17 protein-coding genes are annotated in these 22105 nt (G+C 40.0%); 9 read left to right on the top strand and 8 right to left on the bottom strand.

Features of this window, described 5'->3' with window-relative positions; translation table 11 throughout:
* Nucleotides 1-20 precede the first annotated feature (20 nt).
* Entirely contained in the window at nt 21-2195 is a 2175-nt protein-coding gene (locus tag AAW12_RS10775) for a transglycosylase domain-containing protein (RefSeq protein ID WP_046673638.1), read from the bottom strand.
* A 501-nt stretch (nt 2196-2696) separates the two neighbouring features.
* Between AAW12_RS10775 and AAW12_RS10770 the strand changes: the two genes are divergently transcribed.
* Nucleotides 2697-3761 carry an Mrp/NBP35 family ATP-binding protein gene (locus tag AAW12_RS10770; RefSeq protein WP_046673637.1) on the top strand — a complete coding sequence of 355 codons (1065 nt, stop codon included), beginning with the start codon at nt 2697-2699 and terminating at the stop codon, nt 3759-3761.
* A gap of 83 nt (nt 3762-3844) precedes the next feature.
* Here the strand turns inward: AAW12_RS10770 and AAW12_RS10765 are convergent, their stop codons facing one another.
* The 5 genes from AAW12_RS10765 to AAW12_RS10745 all read right to left on the bottom strand — a co-directional run bounded on the left by AAW12_RS10765 (nt 3845) and on the right by AAW12_RS10745 (nt 8483).
* Entirely contained in the window at nt 3845-4612 is a 768-nt protein-coding gene (locus AAW12_RS10765; RefSeq protein ID WP_046673636.1) for an exodeoxyribonuclease III, read from the bottom strand.
* A gap of 72 nt (nt 4613-4684) precedes the next feature.
* Nucleotides 4685-5443 carry a peptidylprolyl isomerase gene (locus tag AAW12_RS10760; RefSeq protein ID WP_046673635.1) on the bottom strand — a complete coding sequence of 253 codons (759 nt, stop codon included), beginning with the start codon at nt 5441-5443 and terminating at the stop codon, nt 4685-4687.
* Between the two features lie 58 nt (nt 5444-5501).
* Nucleotides 5502-5849 (bottom strand): hypothetical protein, encoded by a 348-nt coding sequence (locus AAW12_RS10755; protein WP_046673634.1) that lies wholly within the window; start codon nt 5847-5849, stop codon nt 5502-5504.
* Between the two features lie 37 nt (nt 5850-5886).
* Nucleotides 5887-6333 (bottom strand): low molecular weight protein-tyrosine-phosphatase, encoded by a 447-nt coding sequence (locus tag AAW12_RS10750; RefSeq protein WP_046673633.1) that lies wholly within the window; start codon nt 6331-6333, stop codon nt 5887-5889.
* Between the two features lie 596 nt (nt 6334-6929).
* Nucleotides 6930-8483 (bottom strand): Do family serine endopeptidase, encoded by a 1554-nt coding sequence (locus tag AAW12_RS10745; protein WP_046673632.1) that lies wholly within the window; start codon nt 8481-8483, stop codon nt 6930-6932.
* A 230-nt stretch (nt 8484-8713) separates the two neighbouring features.
* On the opposite strand from AAW12_RS10745, the gene dapF reads away from it, so the two are divergent.
* Both dapF and AAW12_RS10735 read left to right on the top strand, forming a co-directional pair.
* The gene (gene dapF, locus AAW12_RS10740) at nt 8714-9493 is read left to right on the top strand and encodes a diaminopimelate epimerase (protein WP_046673631.1); all 780 of its coding nucleotides are present in this window, start codon (nt 8714-8716) and stop codon (nt 9491-9493) included.
* A 254-nt stretch (nt 9494-9747) separates the two neighbouring features.
* The gene (locus AAW12_RS10735) at nt 9748-12633 is read left to right on the top strand and encodes a DEAD/DEAH box helicase (protein WP_046673630.1); all 2886 of its coding nucleotides are present in this window, start codon (nt 9748-9750) and stop codon (nt 12631-12633) included.
* 8 nt (nt 12634-12641) lie between these two features.
* Here AAW12_RS10735 and AAW12_RS10730 read toward each other — a convergent pair whose 3' ends face one another.
* Nucleotides 12642-13451, bottom strand: a complete 810-nt coding sequence (locus AAW12_RS10730; protein WP_046673629.1) for a helix-turn-helix domain-containing protein — start codon at nt 13449-13451, stop codon at nt 12642-12644.
* 336 nt (nt 13452-13787) lie between these two features.
* Here AAW12_RS10730 and AAW12_RS10720 point away from each other — a divergent pair, with 336 nt between their 5' ends.
* Entirely contained in the window at nt 13788-14837 is a 1050-nt protein-coding gene (locus tag AAW12_RS10720) for an HlyD family secretion protein (protein ID WP_046673627.1), read from the top strand.
* An 11-nt stretch (nt 14838-14848) separates the two neighbouring features.
* Nucleotides 14849-16420, top strand: coding sequence for an MFS transporter (locus AAW12_RS10715; RefSeq protein ID WP_197084016.1), 1572 nt, complete (start codon nt 14849-14851; stop codon nt 16418-16420).
* A 241-nt stretch (nt 16421-16661) separates the two neighbouring features.
* Here AAW12_RS10715 and gltX read toward each other — a convergent pair whose 3' ends face one another.
* A complete protein-coding gene (gltX, locus tag AAW12_RS10710; RefSeq protein ID WP_046673625.1) occupies nt 16662-18182 on the bottom strand; it encodes a glutamate--tRNA ligase in 1521 nt (506 codons plus the stop codon).
* A 121-nt stretch (nt 18183-18303) separates the two neighbouring features.
* On the opposite strand from gltX, the gene AAW12_RS10705 reads away from it, so the two are divergent.
* The 4 genes from AAW12_RS10705 to AAW12_RS10690 all read left to right on the top strand — a co-directional run bounded on the left by AAW12_RS10705 (nt 18304) and on the right by AAW12_RS10690 (nt 22068).
* On the top strand, nt 18304-19533 hold the full coding sequence (locus AAW12_RS10705; RefSeq protein ID WP_046673624.1) for a sensor histidine kinase: 1230 nt from the start codon (nt 18304-18306) through the stop codon (nt 19531-19533).
* Entirely contained in the window at nt 19514-20062 is a 549-nt protein-coding gene (locus AAW12_RS10700; RefSeq protein ID WP_046673623.1) for a DinB family protein, read from the top strand. Before AAW12_RS10705 ends, AAW12_RS10700 begins: the two co-directional genes overlap by 20 nt.
* Nucleotides 20028-20453 carry a hotdog fold thioesterase gene (locus AAW12_RS10695; protein WP_046673622.1) on the top strand — a complete coding sequence of 142 codons (426 nt, stop codon included), beginning with the start codon at nt 20028-20030 and terminating at the stop codon, nt 20451-20453. The genes AAW12_RS10700 and AAW12_RS10695 overlap by 35 nt, the downstream gene beginning before the upstream one ends.
* Nucleotides 20454-20775: 322 nt before the next feature.
* Nucleotides 20776-22068, top strand: coding sequence for a sugar MFS transporter (locus tag AAW12_RS10690; RefSeq protein ID WP_084823138.1), 1293 nt, complete (start codon nt 20776-20778; stop codon nt 22066-22068).
* The last annotated feature ends 37 nt before the right edge of the window (nt 22069-22105 follow it).

Here is a 22105-nt window from a genome sequence, read left to right as displayed (position 1 = left end):
TCCTTCTTTCGTCACAGACACTATTTGTGTGCGTCGTTTTGTTTTTCTTCTTTTTTACGTCCCAATATCTTGTCAAATAGCGATCGTTTTGGTTTCTCTGGTTCAGTCGCCTCCTCATCTTTCTTTTCCGTTAGATCCATTTGTTTTAGCTTCTTTGGAACAGATACACTTTCAAGATTATCGGCAGGAGAGCTACTTTCGAGACGATCGAACAACAATGGATCATCTCCCATATCAAATACATCAACCGAATCTACCACAGCTGGTCGAGCTGCCCGCAGATGCGGTTGCAGAACAACTTCATAAAAACCATAATTTGAAGTTGTTGAATCCACACTAATCTGCCCTGTTTTGGTCATAATATGACCATAGGTATTAAAATAGCGCAACATATTCCCTTTCAGGTGCCCTGTCCAATCAAAAAAGTTGAGTCCTTTTTTAGGTCGTGGAACGATACTGGACAAAAATATACTCTCTCCAAGCCCCAACTGTGCTGGTGTTTTTCCAAAATAATAACGCGCAGCTTCGGTGATACCATATACATTATTCCCCCATTCGATGACATTCAGGTAAACCTCGTACATGCGTTGTTTGCTGACTTGCTGTGAACGCTCCATCAGCCATACCAGCAAAATTTCTTCCAGCTTCCGCACAACGGTCTTATTCCGATTTAGAAAAACATTTTTTACCAGTTGCATAGATATCGTACTCGCCCCGCGCTTAAACCCTTTTTCCTTGATATTTGTAGCAATGGAGAGCTTAAAAGCCTTCTCCTCAAAGCCCTTGTGTTTAAAGAAAAAGGGGTCTTCTGTATTGATCAAACTAATCTGCATATAACGGGATATTTGATCTAGCGGTGTAAAATTAGGGTTTTGAGGCCCCACCACAATCTCCCGCATCGGCTTACCATCTTCGTAAGCTGTATACGTGAAAGGTGTATTTAGCATCGCAATATCAGCCTCTCCCCATTTAACGACTTTTAAATCCCTATCATCCATTTTGGAAGAGAAAAGAAGCTTTTCGGGCTTTTTTATTTCGAGCGCAAAGTTTAGATCGTATTGAATGTGCCCCTCCACCTGAATACCGTCTAAACCTGGAAATAATCCAACTGGCATGGCATCAAAAAAGTGCTGAGCCTCGATCTTATCTGTGTGAATAGCGAAGAAGAGCTCTTTCTCCGGCTTGTGCACATATTTGACATAAGGTGAAAACACAAAATCTTTGACCTGTACGGTACTTTCTTTACTCACTTCAATCGATGATGCTCCAATATTCAATGCCCCCTGCATGATGGCTTCAGGAAAGATGACATCTTTACTAGAAATACGCCAGTGATTTACTTTCAAATTTTTAAAGCCCCATTGCCCATGCAATTCCAGCAATTCCTTATTCCTCCTGTGCGCCTTGTCCAGTCGGAAGGATATTTCATCAAAACTTACTGCAAGACCAAATTTGCGTTGCAACAACGGAAGATTTACCTCCTTTTTATCAGAAAAAAGGCGAAGGTCACATTCTTGATTATCCGAATCTATTGTTCCAGTCAGATTCCAGGCCGCTTCATGGTCGTTTAGCAGGAACTTCGTTTCCATATCTCCACCGTCGATCACCGCAGAGGGAATGACAATGCGCTGTGAAGTGCTGTCATCGCGATAGGAAAGCTCAAGATTCTTGAGATCAAGATCATTTGGAACCTTAAAAAACACATTTTTCAACAATCGATCTGCTAAAGCTGCCAGATTCTGTTTTGGGTTATCATTTTCTACGGTATCTTTTTTCTGTTTCTTGAATAAGAAATCGTAGTTACTGACCGAGTCTTTTTTAACAAGAGAAACGGTCCCATTATCCAAAATAACCTGCCCCAATTTTACATCTCCGAATAGCAAAGGCCACAATTTTACAGATACCGTCAGATCATTGATTTGTGCCAATTGATCGCGATGTCTGGGCAACAATTGTATATTCTTAAACTGTACTGCACTAATTCCCTGGAAGGCATAATATTGGATCTTCAATTCCATATCATACTTTTCAAGCAACTTTGCTTTCGCTTTGTTGATTGCTCCCATGAGCATGGCATCTCTTTTCTGATAAGCATAGGTACCAACTGCAATAGCCAAAACCAGCATAGCAGCTAGCGCAATATAAAGCCATCGCCACTTGCGGGACTTAAAAGATGTTATAAATCGATTGGACATAATTATTACTTAATGCAAATTCGTGCATATCAACAGTCAAACTTAGATAAATTAGCTTTTATATGCAATTTAATTGCGTAGCATATATACGTAATTTATCGATCTCTCCTCTGCCTATTGAGGAATTTATTTATTGAGGAAATATACATGAAGTTTTTCTAAGCACACATAGACGGATAAAAATGATAAAAACCATTCCGACCAATGGCATGACAACTTCCAATAAGCTTATTTTCTAGCAGGAATTTACAACTTATTTTATAGGGATTTAAAACGGGTTTTATAGGGATTCATCCGAATGAGGTCCCTATCAGGTCCCTATTAGGTCCGTTTAAAGAATAGAAATATTCACTTCATGTTTTGAACCTGAACTATGGAAGATTAATGTCCCATCCCTTTTGGTGTAATACAGCTTTCTAGATCCCATTAAAAACAAAGAAATGACATGAAATTGATCTGCAATGAGTAGTTTTGTAATCCGTGATTACAAATGAATAACAGATGGTTACCAAAGAACAAGTATTAAATGCATTATCCTATGTTGAAGAGCCTGATTTGAAAAAGGATCTTGTAACATTGAATATGATTCAAAATATCGAAATCGAAGGCCAAAAAATTTCTTTCGATGTCATTTTAACTACGCCAGCTTGCCCGCTTAAAGACCATATTGAGCATGCTTGTCGAAACGCTATAGCCCATTTCATCGACAAAAATCTCGAAGTTCAGATCAATATGACTTCCAATGTGATTGGGAAGCAAGGTGCACAAGTGTCGGGTATTAAAAATATCATTTTGGTATCTTCAGGCAAAGGTGGAGTTGGTAAATCTACGGTTGCCGCCAATCTAGCTCTTGCTCTCCATGCCAAAGGTGCTAAAACAGGACTTTTAGATGCCGATATCTATGGACCATCGCTTCCGATTATGTTTGGATTGGAAGGCGCTAAGCCAGGTTCGGTAGAAATGCCAGACGGACAGGTTAAAATTGAACCGCTTGAAAAATTTGGGCTGAAATTACTTTCAATAGGATTTTTCACCGATCCAAACCAACCTATTCCATGGCGTGGTCCAATGACCACCTCCGCAATCAAGCAGCTTTTTAACGATGCGCATTGGGGCGAACTGGATTACTTGGTCGTTGATATGCCTCCAGGCACTGGTGACATCCATATCACCGTATCGCAGACATTCCCTATTGCCGGAGCTGTGATTGTCACTACGCCGCAGCACGTTGCCCTGGCCGACGCCGTCAAAGGAATCGGAATGTTCTTAATGGATAGCATCAATATTCCATTATTGGGTGTCGTAGAAAATATGGCCTATTTTACCCCGGCTGAGCTGCCAGAGAATAAATACTATATTTTTGGTAAAGACGGTGGAAAACGTTTAGCAGAAGAATATAAAGTTCCTTTCCTTGGTGAAATCCCTTTATTAAAAGGCATTTCTGATGCTGGAGATAATGGTTTCCCAGTTGCCATAGATACGGAAGACCCTGTAACGAAATCATTTTTAACGATCGCAGAGAAAGTTGCCCAGCAACTTTCCATTATCCATAGCCAGGGGAAATAATTAGTTAATAAATGTCCCTCGTGCTTCACAAAAAAAAGGCTTTCATGCATTATGAAAGCCTTTTTTTGTGAGATGCCATCTAATTAGACGGCAAGCTCCAACAATACCGGGCAATGATCGGAATGGACAGCATCTGGCATTATGCTTGAAGATTTGATTTTCTCTGCCAGAGGCTTTGAAACCATATTATAATCAATACGCCAACCTAGGTTTTTCGCACGTGCTCCAGCACGGTAACTCCACCAACTGTAATGGTGCGGATCCGGATTTAAATGGCGAAAAGAGTCGATATAGCCCGAATTAATAAAATTCTCCATCCATTCGCGCTCCTCTGGAAGAAATCCCGAAGAATTTGCATTTGATTTTGGATTGTGAATATCAATAGCACGGTGACAAATATTATAATCACCACAAACGACCAAATTCGGTTTTTCGATCAAAAGCTTGTCGCTATATAACTGAAAATCCGCCAGAAAACGGTATTTAAAATCCTGTCGCACGTCTCCTGTTGTACCTGATGGAAAATAGGTACTCATCACGGAAACCTGATCAAAATCAGCACGGATAATACGTCCTTCAAAATCATAATCTTCATGGCCGCAACCATACTCAATATGCTTAGGTGTGATACGCGTAAACAAGGCGACTCCGCTATAGCCTTTTTTTTGAGCGGGATACCAGTAATGCTCATAGCCCATCTGTTCCAACAAAGCAATTTCAGGAATTTGATCCGGTGTAGCTTTAATCTCCTGAAGACAGATGACATCTGCATTTACAGTTTTCAACCAGCCTAACCAATCTTTCTTCAAGGCTGCACGTAAACCATTCACATTATAGGTTACTATTTTCATTTTTTGAATATTGAGATGCTAAATAATAAGGGAAAAAGCTCTTCAACCCCTGATTTGCGAATCATAACGACATTAATAATCCTTGGAAGAGAACAGATCACCAATTTTAGAAAAGATACCCGTCTGAGGTTTTAGACCTTTTAGTTCTCGCTCCAGGTTTAACGCTTCTCGTCTTGTGAGCACGTGCATGCTCATTTTTTGGTCGACTTCTGGCCTATCGTGCTTATCGGTTTTCACAGCTGCAATCTGATCGATGACATCCACGCCTTTGACCAGCTCACCAAATACGGTATAATTCCAATCCAAATGCGGAGCTCCACCAATAGTCGTATACGCCTGACGTTGCACTTCCGAAAATTTCTTACCGTTCATTCGTGTTTGCTCCAAACGATCGAGGTCTTCAGGGGTGAATACCTTTCCCTGAACGAGATAAAATTGAGAACCTGAAGAAGCCTTTGCGGGATTATTATCTCGAGCCGCTCCGATAGTACCTTTTTTATGGAATAAACCATCCTGAATCTCTGCAGGAATTGTATACCCTGGTCCTCCATTACCCAATTGAGCGCCGCCAACGGCATTTCTTGAATCAGGATCACCACCCTGAATCATAAAATTCTGGATGACACGATGGAACAAAGTCCCGTCGTAATATTTACTTTTTGCCAATTTGACAAAGTTATCCCGATGTTTAGGTGTCTCATTATACAACCGCAGCACACAGGTCCCCTTGTCAGTAACGATCTGTACATATTTAAACTCGGGTTTAGCCGCAAATGCCAAAACCTGCAGAAAGCAGAATACTGCTATTAAACTAGCCTTTAAAAATTTCATCTGTTAATAATTATATGCTCCCAATTAGAACTTCCAATTTTTTCAATTGTGCTATCTTCTAGATAACGTTTAATTCCTCAAAATAATTTATGATCAAGGACTTCATAATCAGTTCTTGTTCCAAAAGCGTATAGTTAGGAATAGGTTTTACCAATTCCCAATGTGGCCACCCCTCTTCATCCAGACCTTTCAGATTATAAAATCCCATTGCACTGAAAAGACGGCAAGTTGCAATATGCATCAATTCTTCTTTTTCCCGTTTTGAGAACTTTTGAGCACCTTTACCCAATTCCTGAACACCAATGAGGAATAAACAGACTTTGATGTCCGGCTTTTCCATATCGAATAGTGAAGCAATTTCATCCTGTAGAATGCTCCACTTCTTATTTACTTCTGCTGCCTTCATTTTTTTGTTTTAAACAAACTAAGATAAATAAATACACTTATGCCGTTAGATTCCCTCCTTTTGCAATAACCTCTGCACAGCGCTGATCAATCATCTGAAAAACTGGATCGAACAAATTATCGTCAAAATACGGATCGGGAACAACATCATCTCCTAAAAACAATTTCACTTTGTTCAGGTCTTCCTTATCAATCACCTGAGCGCATACATCTTCATAATTTTGTCTATCCATCACAAATATAAGATCATATTCGGCAAAAAAATTCGGCTTGAAATGTCGGGCCCGCTGACCGGAAATATCGACACCATACTTCTTTGCAATGGCTATCGCCCTACGGTCGGGTGCTTCACCAATGTGCCAGTCACCTGTACCCGCCGACTCAACGACCCAATTTAATTGATTATCCGCAACTTTTTGTTTTAATATACCATGTGCAAGGGGCGAACGACAGATATTGCCCAAACAAACCATTAAAATTTTCATCTCTATAATTAAAAAAAACTATCAAACAAGAGTAATACCGTTCTGCGATCCAACGAAACAAAGTAAAGAACTTTATTAGCTCACACAATCAGGTTCTCACATTTGCCAATAGCAAAATATCTAATAAATCACCAGGCCAAACCGGCTCAGCATAAAAATACTGGAGCTGTTTTGGTACTTCATTCCGCAAAATAGCTAAACTAAAATTATTAAGGAAACAACCAGCTTAAAATTGACCTACATGTTACCAAGTGACATAGCATTTCCACCAAATTTTCCTGATTTCGCATACAAAAACAGCGGAAAAACCCGCCTAAAAATCATTCTGACCAATAACTGAGTTCATTAAAGCCAATGAAATTAAATAATGCTTAGTAAACCAAGCATAGCGAGTTCATTACTCCCTTAATGAAAAAACGTGATCATAATACAAAGGATAAAACCTTCATGACTTCGCAGCCACCAACAGCAATGAAAGCAAACTGAAGGTTTTTTCTGGCCAATAAGATCAGACACTTTCAGAAAAAAAAAGGTGGCCTAACCTTACGGCTAGAACCACCTAAACTATATTAATCAACCAATTCTTAATTCAACGCTTAATATTCTACTGGGAAGCTCAATTGAACAGCACCACCTTGAGGAGATACCCCTTTCAATCGCACAATATTACGTTGTGTTGCGCCAAGCGCAGTTTCAACATCGTCTACTGTATTTACAGCTTTTCCATTAACCTCAGTAATGACCAATCCACGCTCTACACCGAAGTAATCAAAGATGCCACCACGATTCACTTGGGTCACAACAACTCCAGAGTTGACACCTAGCTCTTTTTTCTTCTGAGCTGAAGCAGGAATAAAGCTTGCACCCAATTTATTGTAAATCTCCGTTGCACTTTTAGAAGCTTTACCGCCGGTATTTGCGGTCTTCAAGGATTCTTCCCCTTTCAATGTCATGGTTACTTGTTTTTCCTTACCATCACGTTTGTAGGTGACATTGACCTTATCTCCAGGACGCGCACGACCTATAGTTTCACTTAAGACAGGTGAACCTGTGATCACTTTTCCATTAATCTTGGTCAGGATATCTCCTTTTTTAACACCTGCAGCCTCTGCGGCACCACCAGCTACAACGTCTTGAACATACAAGCCATCAACATCTGTAAAACCTTTCTCTTTAGCAAGTTCAGGTGTTATTTCGGTATAGGTAACACCGATATAACCACGTTTTACATTACCGTATTCGACAAAGTCATCGACAATCTTTTTCACCAAATTGACCGGAATCGCAAAACCATAACCCGCATAGGTTCCTGTCGGAGAAGCGATAGCAGAGTTAATACCAATCAATTCTCCCGAAGCATTCGTCAACGCACCACCACTATTTCCTTTATTGATAACAGCATCTGTTTGAATAAAGGACTCTATCGCTGAACTCACCGGGATTTGATCCTGTCCACCACCAAATGGATTACCACGTTGTTGCTGACCTTCACTCAGAATACCGATCTGACGACCCTTTGCACTAATGATACCTGCGGTAACTGTAGATTGAAGCCCTAGCGGGTATCCAAAAGCCAACACCCATTCACCGACATTGACATTATCTGAGTTACCTAACTTGACCACAGGAAGCCCCTTGCCTGACACTTTCAACAAGGCTAAATCTGTATTCGGATCACGTCCGATCAATTTGGCTTCAAACGTACGTTTGTCTGTTAATACGACTTCAATTTTATCTGCATCTTCTACGACGTGGTTATTCGTTACAATATAACCATCATCCGAGATAATTACACCTGATCCGGATGCCTGCACAGGTTGCGCCTGCATTTGACGACGTCCACCACCTTGTGGCATGCCAAAAAACTCTTCAAACATATCGAACGGAGAACCTTGCGATTGCTGTGATCCTTTACGGCTATAGGTTGTCTTAATATGCACTACACCTGGCGACACTATTGCGGCAGCCTGGGTGAAATCAGGATTGCCTGTTGAAGACATAACTCCTGTAGGATTGTTTGCAAAATAAACTTTTTGTTTGTCTTCGAAAGACATACCATCCAACTTCTTATTCTCAATAAGCTTGTAACCACCTAATGCTACCGCTCCACCGAAAACAGCCGTTAATAGCGTTAAACCGACCTTATTCATAAACTTATTTCTATTTTAAAATGTCCTAATATATGCTGATAACTTTTGCTCCTAAAATTACCGATTTTATTCGGATATGTTCAAATGTAATACCATTTCAAGGCCTTCGGAAAATCCGACACGTTAAAAAATGTTAATTGCTAGACAAATGCAATCATTTTAACAAATCTTAACTTTTACCCGGTTTTTTGTAACAAAAAAACGTATTTTTGTTACTACAAATCAACGTAATGGCATCAAAAGTAAGATTTTCAAAATATCAGGGCGCAGGAAATGACTTCATTTTAGTAGACAACCGCGACAGTGCATTTGACCGCGCAGATGAAGCATTGGTAGAAAAGCTCTGTAACCGTCGGTTTGGCATTGGTGCCGATGGCTTAATGCTGCTTCAAAACAAGGAAAATTACGATTTTGAGATGATTTATTATAATGCCGACGGCAGAGAAGGCAGCATGTGTGGTAACGGGGGCCGTTGTATCGTCGCTTTTGCACGCGACTTAGGCATCATTACTGACAAAACTGTCTTTTTGGCAGTAGACGGCATACACCATGCCTCGCTAGCAGCAGACCTTGTCAATCTGCAAATGATCGATGTACAAGATTATACACGTGATGGTGAAGCTTATGTATTACAAACGGGGTCTCCACATTATGTTGAGTTTGTAAAAAATCTGCAGGATAAAAATGTCTTCCAAGATGGCTACGCTATTCGCAACAATGCTACTTATGAAAAAGAAGGCATCAATGTAAATTTCATTGAAGCGGAAGGAGATGGTTATTTCCTCCGTACTTTTGAGCGCGGTGTTGAAGATGAAACCTATGCCTGCGGCACTGGAGCAACTGCAGCAGCGATGGCTGTTGCCCTGCAGCAAAATTTAGAAGGTGATATCACTATTCCTATCCGCGTATTAGGAGGGCAGCTTTATATTTCATTCCATAAGAAGGACTCCCATTTCTCAGAGGTATTCTTAAAAGGTCCAGCACAATTTGTCTTTGAAGGAAACTATTAGATTTTTACTCCTATAGCGAGTCAAGCTAATTACAACCCAAATTTTCAATTCAGGTAAATCAAGCCGTGAAGGACGACCTGTTATCTTTGGTATTTAACGATACCTGTGAACAACTTCATAATGAAGGTTAGTACAGCATCTTAACGAGGCTATCCCTTGGAATCGATTTTTTAAAATTTCAACGTGCAAATTGCGATTTATGGTATATTTTATTGTATATTAGAAACCTTTATTTATAAGGTCCGCTATTTTTAATGCAACAGTCAAAGTCATTTCCAGTATATAAAATCGTTTATTCTATATGTGAGCACCCCTATCTTGGCTATCTTATTGAGCCACACATGGTCAAACTCAATCCCAACGGGACTTACTCACTGCGCTATCAACGCATATTTAGCAATACTGTCGATGCTTACGCCGCGGAATTGGATGAAGTAGATTACAAACTAATTCGATTGCTTGATGAAATCGAACAAACGCACCTTATTAAAAAATACTACAAAAAAGCAATTAGACCTGTCGATTTCTTTTCCAAAGTTTTTGATAAAAAGTTGTATGAACTTCTTCGGCCTAAAATAGATGAAAAAATGATCCAATTTTTTGAAGCTGTTGGAGACAAACCACTTTTCATGATGAGCAAGGATGGTTATCCAGCAGATCAAGAAATTAAATTGGCAACCTCTGCGGCATCGATTCTATTTCATTTTCGACGAAACGAAGAAGAAACACGTTATTTCCCGACAATCAAATACGAAAATCAGCGTCTGGAGTTTATGTTCAAAAATGCCATTGTCTTGACCAATGTACAAGCATGGTTACTTTTAAACAATACCCTATATTATTTCGATCAGGCCCTTGAGGGCAAGAAGCTCAGCCCTTTCCTGAATAAACGTTACATTTCTGTCGGTAGAAGCACTGAAAAAAAATATTTCGAAACCTTTGTATGTGGACTGATTGAACGTTATCATGTCTATGCCGAAGGATTTGAAATTCAGACCCACCAGCATCAAGCAATTCCACTCCTCCATTTGATTTATGTCGAGGATGGAGCCTCGCAATTACAACTGCAATTCAAGTACGGACCGCATACCTTTACCGCGGGAGCCGAGAATAAAGTTACTGTTCGTATGGAATATAATGTGCAAGATGATCAATATATATTCCACCGTGTCAAACGATCGTTGCAATGGGAAGAACAACAACATGAAAGCTTAAAAAAATTGGGACTACAGGATGTTGATCTCCAACTCGGCTTATTAACGCCAGCAAACCATACTGGAAAACGGCTTTCAGTATTTGACTGGATGAACAACCATCAAGAACAACTGGAGGCTCTTGGATTCCACATTATACAAAATAGTGAAGAAAAACGCTTCTTCATAGGACACACCTCCTTAGATATCTCCATTGATGAAGACAATGATTGGTTTGATATAAGTGCTATCGCAAAATTTGGGCCCTATGAGATTCCATTTATTCAGCTGCGCAACCATATCCTTAATAATATTAAGGAATTCACCTTACCAAATGGAGAAATTGCCATGATTCCGGAAGAATGGTTTGCAAAATACAACCATCTCTTCCAATTTTCTGCAGACCGACATGAGCTCAAACTAAATAAGGTACATATTGGTCTACTCTTTGAAATTAGTGAGCATACAAAACTGGTATTTACACGAAAACTACAGAATCTAGCCAACTTTGAAGAGATTGCTGATATTCCCGAACCAAAACATTTCAAGGGAAACCTTCGCCCATACCAAAAAGCAGGATACAATTGGTTTAATTTTTTGAAGCAGTATAAATTTGGCGGCTGTCTGGCGGATGATATGGGTTTAGGTAAAACCATACAGACTTTAGCTTTATTGCAACAGCAAAAAGAACAACTCCAAGACGAACAGGATGTCCGTACCTCACTTTTGGTCTTGCCAACATCATTGGTATACAACTGGCAAAAAGAAGCACAGCAATTTGCGCCCCAACTTAATATTCACCTTCATACCGGAAACAACCGCATTAAAGATGCCTCGCTTTTCGCCAAATATGATTTGATAATTACCACGTACGGGATTGCCCGTATTGACGAAGAAACCTTGAGTGGCTTTTATTTTAATTACATTATCCTTGATGAGAGCCAGAATATTAAAAACCCAACTTCCAAATCGTTTAAAGCTATCAAGAGCCTAAAAAGCAAAAACAAATTGGCCTTGAGTGGAACTCCAGTGGAAAATTCCGTTTCGGATCTTTGGGCACAGATGCACTTCACCAATCCAGGATTACTAGGAAGCTATACCTATTTTCAGAAGGAATTTGTGCAGCCCATAGAAAAGAAAAAAGATGAAGAAAAGGCGCAGCGTCTTCAAGCGATTGTCAAACCTTTTATATTAAGACGTACAAAAGATCAGGTGGCAACAGAATTACCGCCAAAAACTGAACAGGTACTTTATTGTGAAATGACGGAAAAACAATCCGAGTTGTACGAAAAAGTCAAATCTGAATATCGCAATGCCATTCTTGACGGACAATTGGACAGCAAGCCAAAATCTACCCAAATTGCGCTGTTGCAGGGCTTGACAAAGCTCCGACAATTAGCCAATCATCCCCGAATGGTGGATGAGAAGTTCTCGGGTGCTTCCGGCAAGTTCGACGCTGTCATTGAAACGCTTGAAATGGTCATGCAAAGGGGCAACAAAGTACTGATTTTCTCCCAGTTCGTAAAACAGCTCAATATCTTCCGTCAGTATTTCGATAATAAAGGAATAAATTATGCCTACCTGGATGGCGGCACAAAGAATCGGGATGAAGCCGTTAGCCAATTCCGTAAAAACAACGATACTAAGTTATTCCTTATATCGATAAAAGCAGGTGGGGTGGGACTCAATCTGATTGAAGCGGACTATGTTTTTATTCTGGATCCGTGGTGGAACCCAGCTGTGGAACAACAGGCCGTAGACCGTTCACACCGCATCGGTCAAACGCGCAATGTATTTATCTATAAATTTATCAGTAAAGATACCGTCGAAGAAAAGATACTGGCTTTACAGAATAAAAAGAAATCGATTGCACAAAGCCTGATCACGACAGAAGAAAGCTTTATCAAGTCACTATCTCAGGAAGATCTGCAGGAACTTTTGGCCTAAATAAAATATTACTGTTTATATTCATTAATCTTCGCCATATATATCGATGGACGGATACCCGTTACACGCGTAAAAATATTACTAAAAGAAGACAGCTCGTTGTATCCCACGCGCATAGCTATTTCTAGAATGGAATAGCTATTCTCGGACATCAGCTCCAAAGCTTTTGCAATTCGTATGGCTCTTAAAAACCGAATATAACTGATGCCCATATCGTCTTTGAAAAGTCTGGACAACGAGCGGCTACTCATTCCAAAGCGAGCCGCAATCTGTTCTATGGTAAAGGCCTGATCAATGTTGCTGTTCAGATATCTAGCCACACTCCTGAGTTTCTCACTTTTAGGATAGGGATGCTGCATCGGGAAAGCATCTATTGGTGAACTTGTATCCGGAATGATAGCCATCATCGCGCGCAAGAGACAGTATTTTGAATAATCGGCCGTTTTACTGACCCCTCCGCTCCAATCCTGAGCAAATAAAAACATTTCACGCACCAGATCATTGCTAAGAAATATATTCGGTACTGAAAGTACGGACGGCATCTGCTGCCGCTCCTTGAAATAAAAACTATATAGGGGGATACGGGAGCTTGTGCTTTCCAGATGATAGGTTGTATTTGCCGGAATCCACATGTAAAATCTTGCCGGTAAGTACCAGTGCTTCGTTTCCGTAAACACATGAACAATTCCACCCTCGGCATAGAGCAACCGTGCCTTTTTATGTTTATACTCACGAGAATCGATACGATCGACATACATGTGGTCTATATAAAAATCATATTGATCAGCATCAATAGCTGCCAGTTTTTCCTCTTCCATAACTTAAAATTACACTTTTCCTACAACATGGCGCAAATGAACAGATATTCGTCCGACTATACAAAACAAAACATTTCTATCTCACAGTATCTTTGTACAGCCATAGGCTCATGTGCTCAGAGGAAATTTGCTCGTATTCCGAGTACTCCTGTTTAAGTCAAATACAAAACCAGAAAGATTGCTACTCCGAGTACAGCATAGCTGAACTGGAAGAATGGCTCCGAGACTTTTTAGCTGGAAGCTTTGATGATTTTAAGGTAAATGGATACGTCAAGCACGTACAAAGTAATAAGCACAGACAAAGCACACAATTGAAAAACGCGCAATTAAACAACAATGAATAAAGAAGATAAAAAAGACAAAACAAAGGGATTTAATAAAGTGCTCGTCATATTTGCCAGCCTATTATTATTGACCGGTATTGGCGTCTTAGTCAGACACCTCATTTTTACTAATCAGTATGTCACGACAAATGACGCTCAAATTGATCAATATGTAACACCCATTGCCAGTAGAATCGCTGGTTTTGTTAAAGAGGTACGATTTGAGGAAAATCAATATGTTCATCAAGGCGACACGCTGCTTATTATAGACGCGAGCGAGTATCAAACCAAGGTGGATATGGCGAATGCCGAACTCCAAAGTAGTGAGAGAAATGCCGAGGTTCTCAGCAAAACAGCCGATGCGGCAGCTAATAGTATTTCGGTTCAAAAGGCAAGATTAGAGGCTGCAAAAGTAAGTGTATGGCAGACCCAACAGGATTACAATCGGTTCAAGAATTTATTTGAAGCTGAGGCTGCCACCAAACAGCAGTACGATAATGCCAAAGCAGCATACGATATCGCATTGGCGCAATTGCACGCCATTACGGAAGAATATAATTCAGCTCAACTGAACAGCAGCAAAGAAAAAGCAAACGAATTGCCGGCAAGAGCTAATATCAATATCAAAAAGGCTGCGAAAACAAATGCACAGCTTTTTCTCTCCTATACCGTAGTAACCGCTCCCTACGATGGCTTTGTTGGCAAACGAACGATCCAACCAGGACAATTTGTAAAGGAAGGCCAGACACTAGCCAACGTCATTAGCGAGGAAAAATGGATCAACGCTAATTTTAGAGAGACTCAACTCGAAAACCTTTCAGAAGGTACTGTAGTCACGATACAGGTTGATGCCTTTCCCAAACTTAGTTTTAAAGGAAAAATTCATTCTTTTTCCCCAGCATCAGGTTCCAAATTTTCCGTGATACCTCAAGACAATGCAACCGGAAATTTCGTAAAGATTGAACAACGGATTCCTATTAAAATTGTATTTGATCCAAAACAGGATCTTAAGAAATTGCGTGCCGGTATGAATGTGGTTATCCATGCTACCCATCAATCCTAATTATCATGCGTATGAATAAATCTTTATACTATAGCTGGGTGCCCGAATGGATAAAACTTCCGCTAATGATATTAGCGATGTTCCCACACCTGATGTTAATGTCGCTCTTCCATTCCAATACAGCATTTACCGCTTCGGCACTGGATATCGAAGCCGAGGATATTCAGTATTTTCTGTCCTTGATGTATGGTGCCATAGTCGTTGCTTTACTTCTATTTCAGCGGCTATTTTCCTTCTTCAGAGTTAGAACATATATTCTTTTGACCTGCAGTCTTTCCATTTTGATCCTACTAGGTATTTCGCTGACAAGAGATCCATTTCTTATTGGCATTCTACGCGTGGTCGAAGGTATTTTCTGTGTATTGGAAGGAGCTTGCTTTCTTCCCTTGCTTATGATGCAGATTAGGCATGCCAAAAGCCGTACGATTGCTTATTTTTTCCTGTACACCTTTATGCTTACGGGATCAACTTTAACGACCTCCTTACTCAAAGAAAGTATTATGGATTATGGATGGCAAGATATGATCCACGTCGTGCTCTATTGGCATTTGATTGTGATTGCAATAGCTTTGCTGTTACTTAACAATAATCGCTTGGGTAAAAAATTCCCCCTCTATCAATTAGATCTGGCAAGTTGCTTGTTTTTATTGATATCATTGAGCTGTGGAGCTTATGTCTTAATTTATGGTCGCAAATACTATTGGTTTGAACACGCCAATATCACCATAAACTTCGCCCTTTCCCTTATTTTCGGCGCACTCTTTATGATTAAACAAAAGACGGTCAAAAGACCCCTTTTTCATTTTGAGATCTTGAGATACAAAAATGTGATCTTTGGTGTTACCCTGTTTTTTCTGTTTTATATTATTCGTAGCTGCCTCAATAATGTTTATACTGTAATGGCTACAGTTTGGAAGTGGCCCTGGCATTATATTATTGATGTACAGTACATCAACGTGTTTGGCACAATACTGGGTGTCGGTAGTTCAGGTTTTTTACTCCTGCGCGATGTATCTCCTAAATATATCTTTGGTTTCGGCTTTTTGATTTTGGCGACCTCATGTTTTCTATTTGTACCCACATTTTACCCTGACACCACAATTTGGGCAATCGGTCTTCCTTTGTTTATTCAAGGAATAGGTCAGGGATGGCTCTTTACACCGCTTGTTATCTATATCTTGACTGGTGTCGAATCCCATCACGTTGGCAATGCAGGTCTTATGGGCACAACAGCTCGGTTCTGGAGTACGAATGTCGGATTTGCTCTTATCCAAAACGTCAGTTATGTACTAAATCAAAAACATTATATTCAACTCGAACAAACATTGAATACAAGCAATACCTTAACAATAAACTATTGGGATACATTAATGGAGAAATATGCCGGAATATATGGCGATCAGATAGCAAGCCGTATTGCCAGCAAAAGTATTTCGGGAACCCTAAGTCAGCAAGCAACGTTAATCAGTAACATGGAGATATTTACTTATCTAGGGATACTAGGAATACTAATAACGGGGCTTATATTTTTATTCGGCCCAGCCAAAACACTTTTCATGCGCCTAAGGATACCATACTTGTAAATGAGGCCGCTCCCCCCTATAGACAAGCTCCATGATTTCGCGAGCAACAACAGTTAAGAACCCGAACGGAAGATTCTTTTTGGCTAATCAACCGCGTATCGCGCGCGCATTGATGACTTAATCGCGCATTGATGACTTGATAAAAACAACAGGAATCAATAAAACAGCCTCGTTCAGAAAAAAGGGGCTATTTGCATAGCAATGCAGACAACCCCTTTTCGGTATCTTGTACTTAATTTATTTAAGCATCGAATTCTTTAAGTGCTTTTTTCACACGCGCTATGACCTCTTGTTGACCAAGTAATTCAACAATCTGAAATACATCTGGTCCAAACTTACCCCCTACCAGCATAATCCGGAATGGCATCATAAGCTCGCCCATCTTCATTCCCGATGCCTGAATCGCATCTTTGAAGAAAGGTTCCAATTCAGCAGCCTTCCAGGTATTAAACCCTTCGAAAGATTGGTTAATATGTTCAAAAAATGCTGTTTTCTCAGCAGACCATTTAGGTTTCACGGCGCTCAAATCATATTCCGCAGGTTGCGAGAAGAAGAAGGACGCCTGGCTCCAAAAGTCTTCAACAAAGGTTAGACGTTCTTTCACGGCATCCAATACTCGGCTCACATAAGCGGCATCGGCTTCTACTTGATGATGCTCCAAAACTGTATTGATCTGTGGCAACAGAGATTCTGTCGATGTGCGTTTAATCCATTCATGGTTGAACCATTTTGCTTTTTCAAAATCAAATTTTGCCCCAGCTTTACTGATACGGTCAACACCAAATTTCTGGATCAATTCATCTAAGGAGAAAATCTCCTGTTCAGTTCCATCATTCCAGCCCAACACCCCAAGCATATTGACAAAAGCTTCTGGCAAGAAGCCCATCTCACGGAATCCTTTTGTTGTATCACCAGATTTCGCATCAGTCCAGTTCATTGCATAAACAGGGAAGCCCAAGCGATCGCCATCACGCTTACTTAATTTACCATTTCCATCTGGTTTCAGAATTAATGGAAGGTGTGCCCAACCTGGCATGCTATCACCCCAGCCGAGGTATTCCCACAATAAAATATGGATAGGCGCCGAAGGCAGCCACTCCTCACCACGGAATACATGTGATATTTCCATAGCTTTATCATCTACAACAACTGCCAGATGATAAGTCGGCATGCCATCTGCTTTAAGCAACACCTTGTCATCGACAAGATTGGTATCAAAAGCAACCTTTCCACGGATCATATCCGTGAATGTTACCGTTTCATCGGTAGGAATTTTTATACGAATGGTGTGCGGAGTCCCCGCATCCAATAATTGTTGAGTTTCAGTCTCAGACAGACTCAATGAATTACGCAATTGAAGTCTATTTTCGTGGCTATAGCGAAAATTAGGCTGCAACTTACGTTGCTCATCCAATTCCTCTGCAGTATCAAATGCATAATAAGCATAACCATTCTCGATCAACTGCTCAGCATATTTCCGGTAAGATGGTTTTCGCTCACTTTGACGGTAAGGTCCGTACTCGCCCCCTTTTAACGGGCTTTCATCTGGAGAAAGACCACACCATGCTAAACATTCGTTGATATACTCCTCAGCACCTGGGACAAAACGAGTTTGGTCCGTATCCTCGACACGTAAAATAAAATCTCCCTGATGCTGACGCGCATAGAGAAAATTAAACAAAGCTGTACGTACCCCACCAAGGTGAAGACCACCTGTCGGGCTCGGTGCAAAACGCACTCTTACTTTTCTTTCTGAACTCATGCCGCAAAATTACCACAAAATTTTTGATTTGGATGGTACGTTAACTTCTTCAATGAAATAAAAGTGCAGAAAACAGACATTTATTCAGTAATTTGCAAATGAAGGACACGAATACGTAATCATGAAACCCTATCAGATTAGCCAGCAACGCTGGAAATTTATCTTGCTTATCTTTGCAGCAGTCATTGCTGTCGCCTCTTTGGTTTATACCAATTACCTCGTTCGAAATCTTGCGCATGCCGAACGTTCAAAGGCTGAGGTATGGGCCATGAGTACCAAAAATATCATGACCATGCCCGACGTTGATGATGAATTCATTACGTTTATTTACGCCGTAAGAGACAGTCTCAATTTACCAGCAATTATTACTGACGATAAGGAAGACATTATCTTCTGGCGTAACCTCGACTCCACAAAGACAAATATTAAACCCGGACACAACGACAGTGTTACAAAACATCTCGATTATGATCCGGCATATTTTCAAAAGCAGCTTGCGTTTATGAAGAAGAGCCATCCTCCGATTACATTGGAATTGGAAAATGGACAAAAATGGCATGTTTATTATAAGGATTCGTGGTTTTTGCAACAGTTGAGAGTGTTTCCTTATGTACAATTATCATTGATTGCCCTCTTTCTCATTATTGCCTATACGGTTTTCAACTCCATCCGAAAATCCGAACAAAATCTTGTTTGGGTCGGACTAACCAAAGAAGCGGCACATCAGTTGGGCACCCCTATTTCGTCACTGATGGGCTGGTTAGAATTGATTCGCATAAAATTTGATGCCGAAGACGATGACACGCTAAATGAAATGGAAAATGACATTAAACGACTTGAAATCGTCGCTGACCGCTTCTCCAAAATAGGATCTACTCCCGTACTGACCAACCATAACCTCTATGATGTCATCAAAAATTATATGGATTATTTTCGCATACGAACCAGTAATAAAATTACTTTCGAATTAAAAGGCGACAGGCATCTTGAAGCACAGCTCAATATTCCACTCTTTGATTGGATTATCGAAAATTTATTGAAAAACGGAGTAAACGCCATTGGCACAGAAGGAAAGATAACTGTTAATATTTCAGAAAATATTGCGAAAGAAGAAATTTTTATAGACATTAGTGATACGGGCAAAGGAATTCCGAGATCTAATTTTGAATCTGTTTTCCAGCCGGGGTTCACAACACGAAAAAGAGGTTGGGGGCTTGGCCTTAGTCTGACAAAAAGAATGGTGCGGTATCACCAAGGACAAATTTTTGTAAAAGAATCTGAAGTAGGTAAAGGAACAACATTTCGAATAATCTTAAAAAGCAATTTAAAATATGAAGCCACTCAAATCTGACGAATATCCAGCAGTTTACGCGCCTTATATTGAAACTGTCGTCGATAACGTGTTTGATGCACTAGAAGAACAAACGCTCTCCTTTCCAGCATTTCTGGACACGATTCCTGAGGAAAGAGGTAATTTTAAATACGCCGAGGATAAGTGGACCATCAAAGAAGTTGTTGGCCACGTCATCGATAATGAACGTATCATGGCTTACCGGGCATTGCGTTTTTCACGTAATGATCTTAAAGAGCTTGCCGGATATGACCAAGACTATCTCATTCAATATTCCCGTTACAACGACCGTACATTAGAAAGCCTAAGCAAAGAATTCACCTTTCTTCGCAAAGCTAACATGATGCTTTTCAACAGTTTTAATGACGTGGAATTAGAACGTAAGGGGATGGCATCTGAACGCCTAACAAGTGTAAAAGCGCTTTTGTATGTCATTGCGGGCCATCTCAATCATCACCGCATTATTATCCAGGAACGTTATTTAAACTCAGACGATGTCAAAAATTTGGTTTCAGCATTACAGCATTGAGGAAATTAACGTATTCTTCAATAAATATCTGTCGGGTCTGCTCGAGATTCAAGCAACAGAAATAGACGACAACTCCATTACAGCAACCATGCCCGTAACAGATAAAGTCAAACAGCCACACGGTATTTTACACGGTGGAGCATCTGTCGTTCTGGCGGAGTCTTTGGGAAGTATCGCATCCAATCTCGTGGTTGACCCTGAAAAATACCGCGGTGTGGGACTTGAAGTAAATGCCAATCACATACGCCCGGTCAGTAGCGGCGTAATAACAGCAAAATGTAGCCCAATACACATTGGTCGATCCACACATATTTGGGAAATAAAGATGTACGATCGCTTCAACAAATTAAATTGTATCTCGAGACTTACAGTAGCTATCGTTCCAAAATAACGATAATTATACGGCTCTTGCTAACTCGATTTATCACCTCGTTCCAATTACAATTCGACAACGTTTATAAGCAAGGGGGGACAAATTTCACAATTTATCCCCCTTTTTTTTGTCAATTAATTATCAAAATCCCTCAAAAATATGCCTTTATTTATTTCCAATATTCAAGAAATTTAAGTAGTCTTGTAGGATGGATACTTTAAAAATCAGTAATTATGAAGCGCAATCGTTTGTTCATTCCTTATTCCTACTGATTTACCAATCCTCGAACGATAACTTAACTACTCGAACGATAACTTAACTAAATATAATAAAACAAAACATGACCACTAATCCTAACGTTGGTAAAACAGCTTTTCGCCCTATGGCCATCTGCTGTGGTTTATTTTTTATCCTCGGTTTTATTACCTGGGCAAACGGAACTTTAATTCCATTCTTAAAAATTGCTTGTAACCTCGAAACAGATTTGCAAGCTTTCTTCGTAACCTTTGCTTCCTATATTGCTTATTTTTTCCTAGCACTTCCAAGCTCAGTCATCATCAAAAAAATTGGTTTCCAAAATGGTTTAGTTGTCAGTCTTATTATATTAGGTTTAGGGTCTTTGATCTTTATTCCTGCGGCAGATAACAGAAGCTATGGCCTATTTTTAACAGGAATCTTTATTCAAGGTTCAGGAATGGCATTATTACAAACAGCAGTTAACCCTTACTTAAGTATTATTGGTCCTATTGATAGCGCAGCACAACGTATTTCAATAGCTGGTTTTTTCAATAAATCGGCTGGTATCATTGTACCTATCCTTTTCGGAACACTCTTTTTAAAAGATGCTCAAAAAGTAACAGCAAAATTAGAAGCAACAACGGATCTGGTCCAAAAGAATGCGATCTTAGATGATCTTCTTCAACGCGTACACACGCCATACATCTCTCTTGCAATTATATTCGTTGCCTTCGCAATATTCTTAAAGTTCACTCACCTGCCTGAGGTCGATATGGATGCAGAAGAAGAAAACAGCGCAGAAAGCGGAACTGTTGCGGCAAAGAAAACATCGATATTTCAATATCCACATTTGTTCTTGGGCGCTTTGGCAATTTTCTTCTGTGTAGCGGTCGAAGTTATGGCGGGAGATATCATTGGCGTCTATGCACGCGAACTGAAAGTTGATCCCTTCTTTACGACCTACGCAACAGCATTTACACTATCTTGCATGTTGATCGGTTATATTATCGGTATTATCTCCATTCCAAGATTTGTATCACAACAAATGGCCCTACGCATTTGCACAATCATTGGTATCACATTCACCGTTATTTCTGTTTTCACAACTGGTACAACATCATTTATATTTGTTGCCTTGTTAGGAATCGCGAACTCCCTCATGTGGCCAGCCATCTTCCCGCTAGGAATTAAAGGTCTGGGAAAATTCACAAAAACAGGATCAGCAATTATGATTATGGGTATTGCTGGTGGAGCGATATGGCCTTTGATCTACGGGCTGTTAAAAGATCATTTACATATTGATTTTCAACATGCATTCCTATATGCAATGGTACCAGGCTATCTATACATTATGTATTTCTCTATAGCAGGTCATAAAGTTGGAAAAACGAATTAACGTAAATCCATCTTATATTTTAAGAAAAAAAGGCATC

It is taken from the genome of Sphingobacterium sp. Ag1, from assembly GCF_000988325.1.
Taxonomy (GTDB): Bacteria; Bacteroidota; Bacteroidia; order Sphingobacteriales; family Sphingobacteriaceae; genus Sphingobacterium.
The sequence above is the reverse complement of the archived record's forward strand: the minus strand, read 5'-3'. Positions and strand labels throughout refer to the sequence as shown.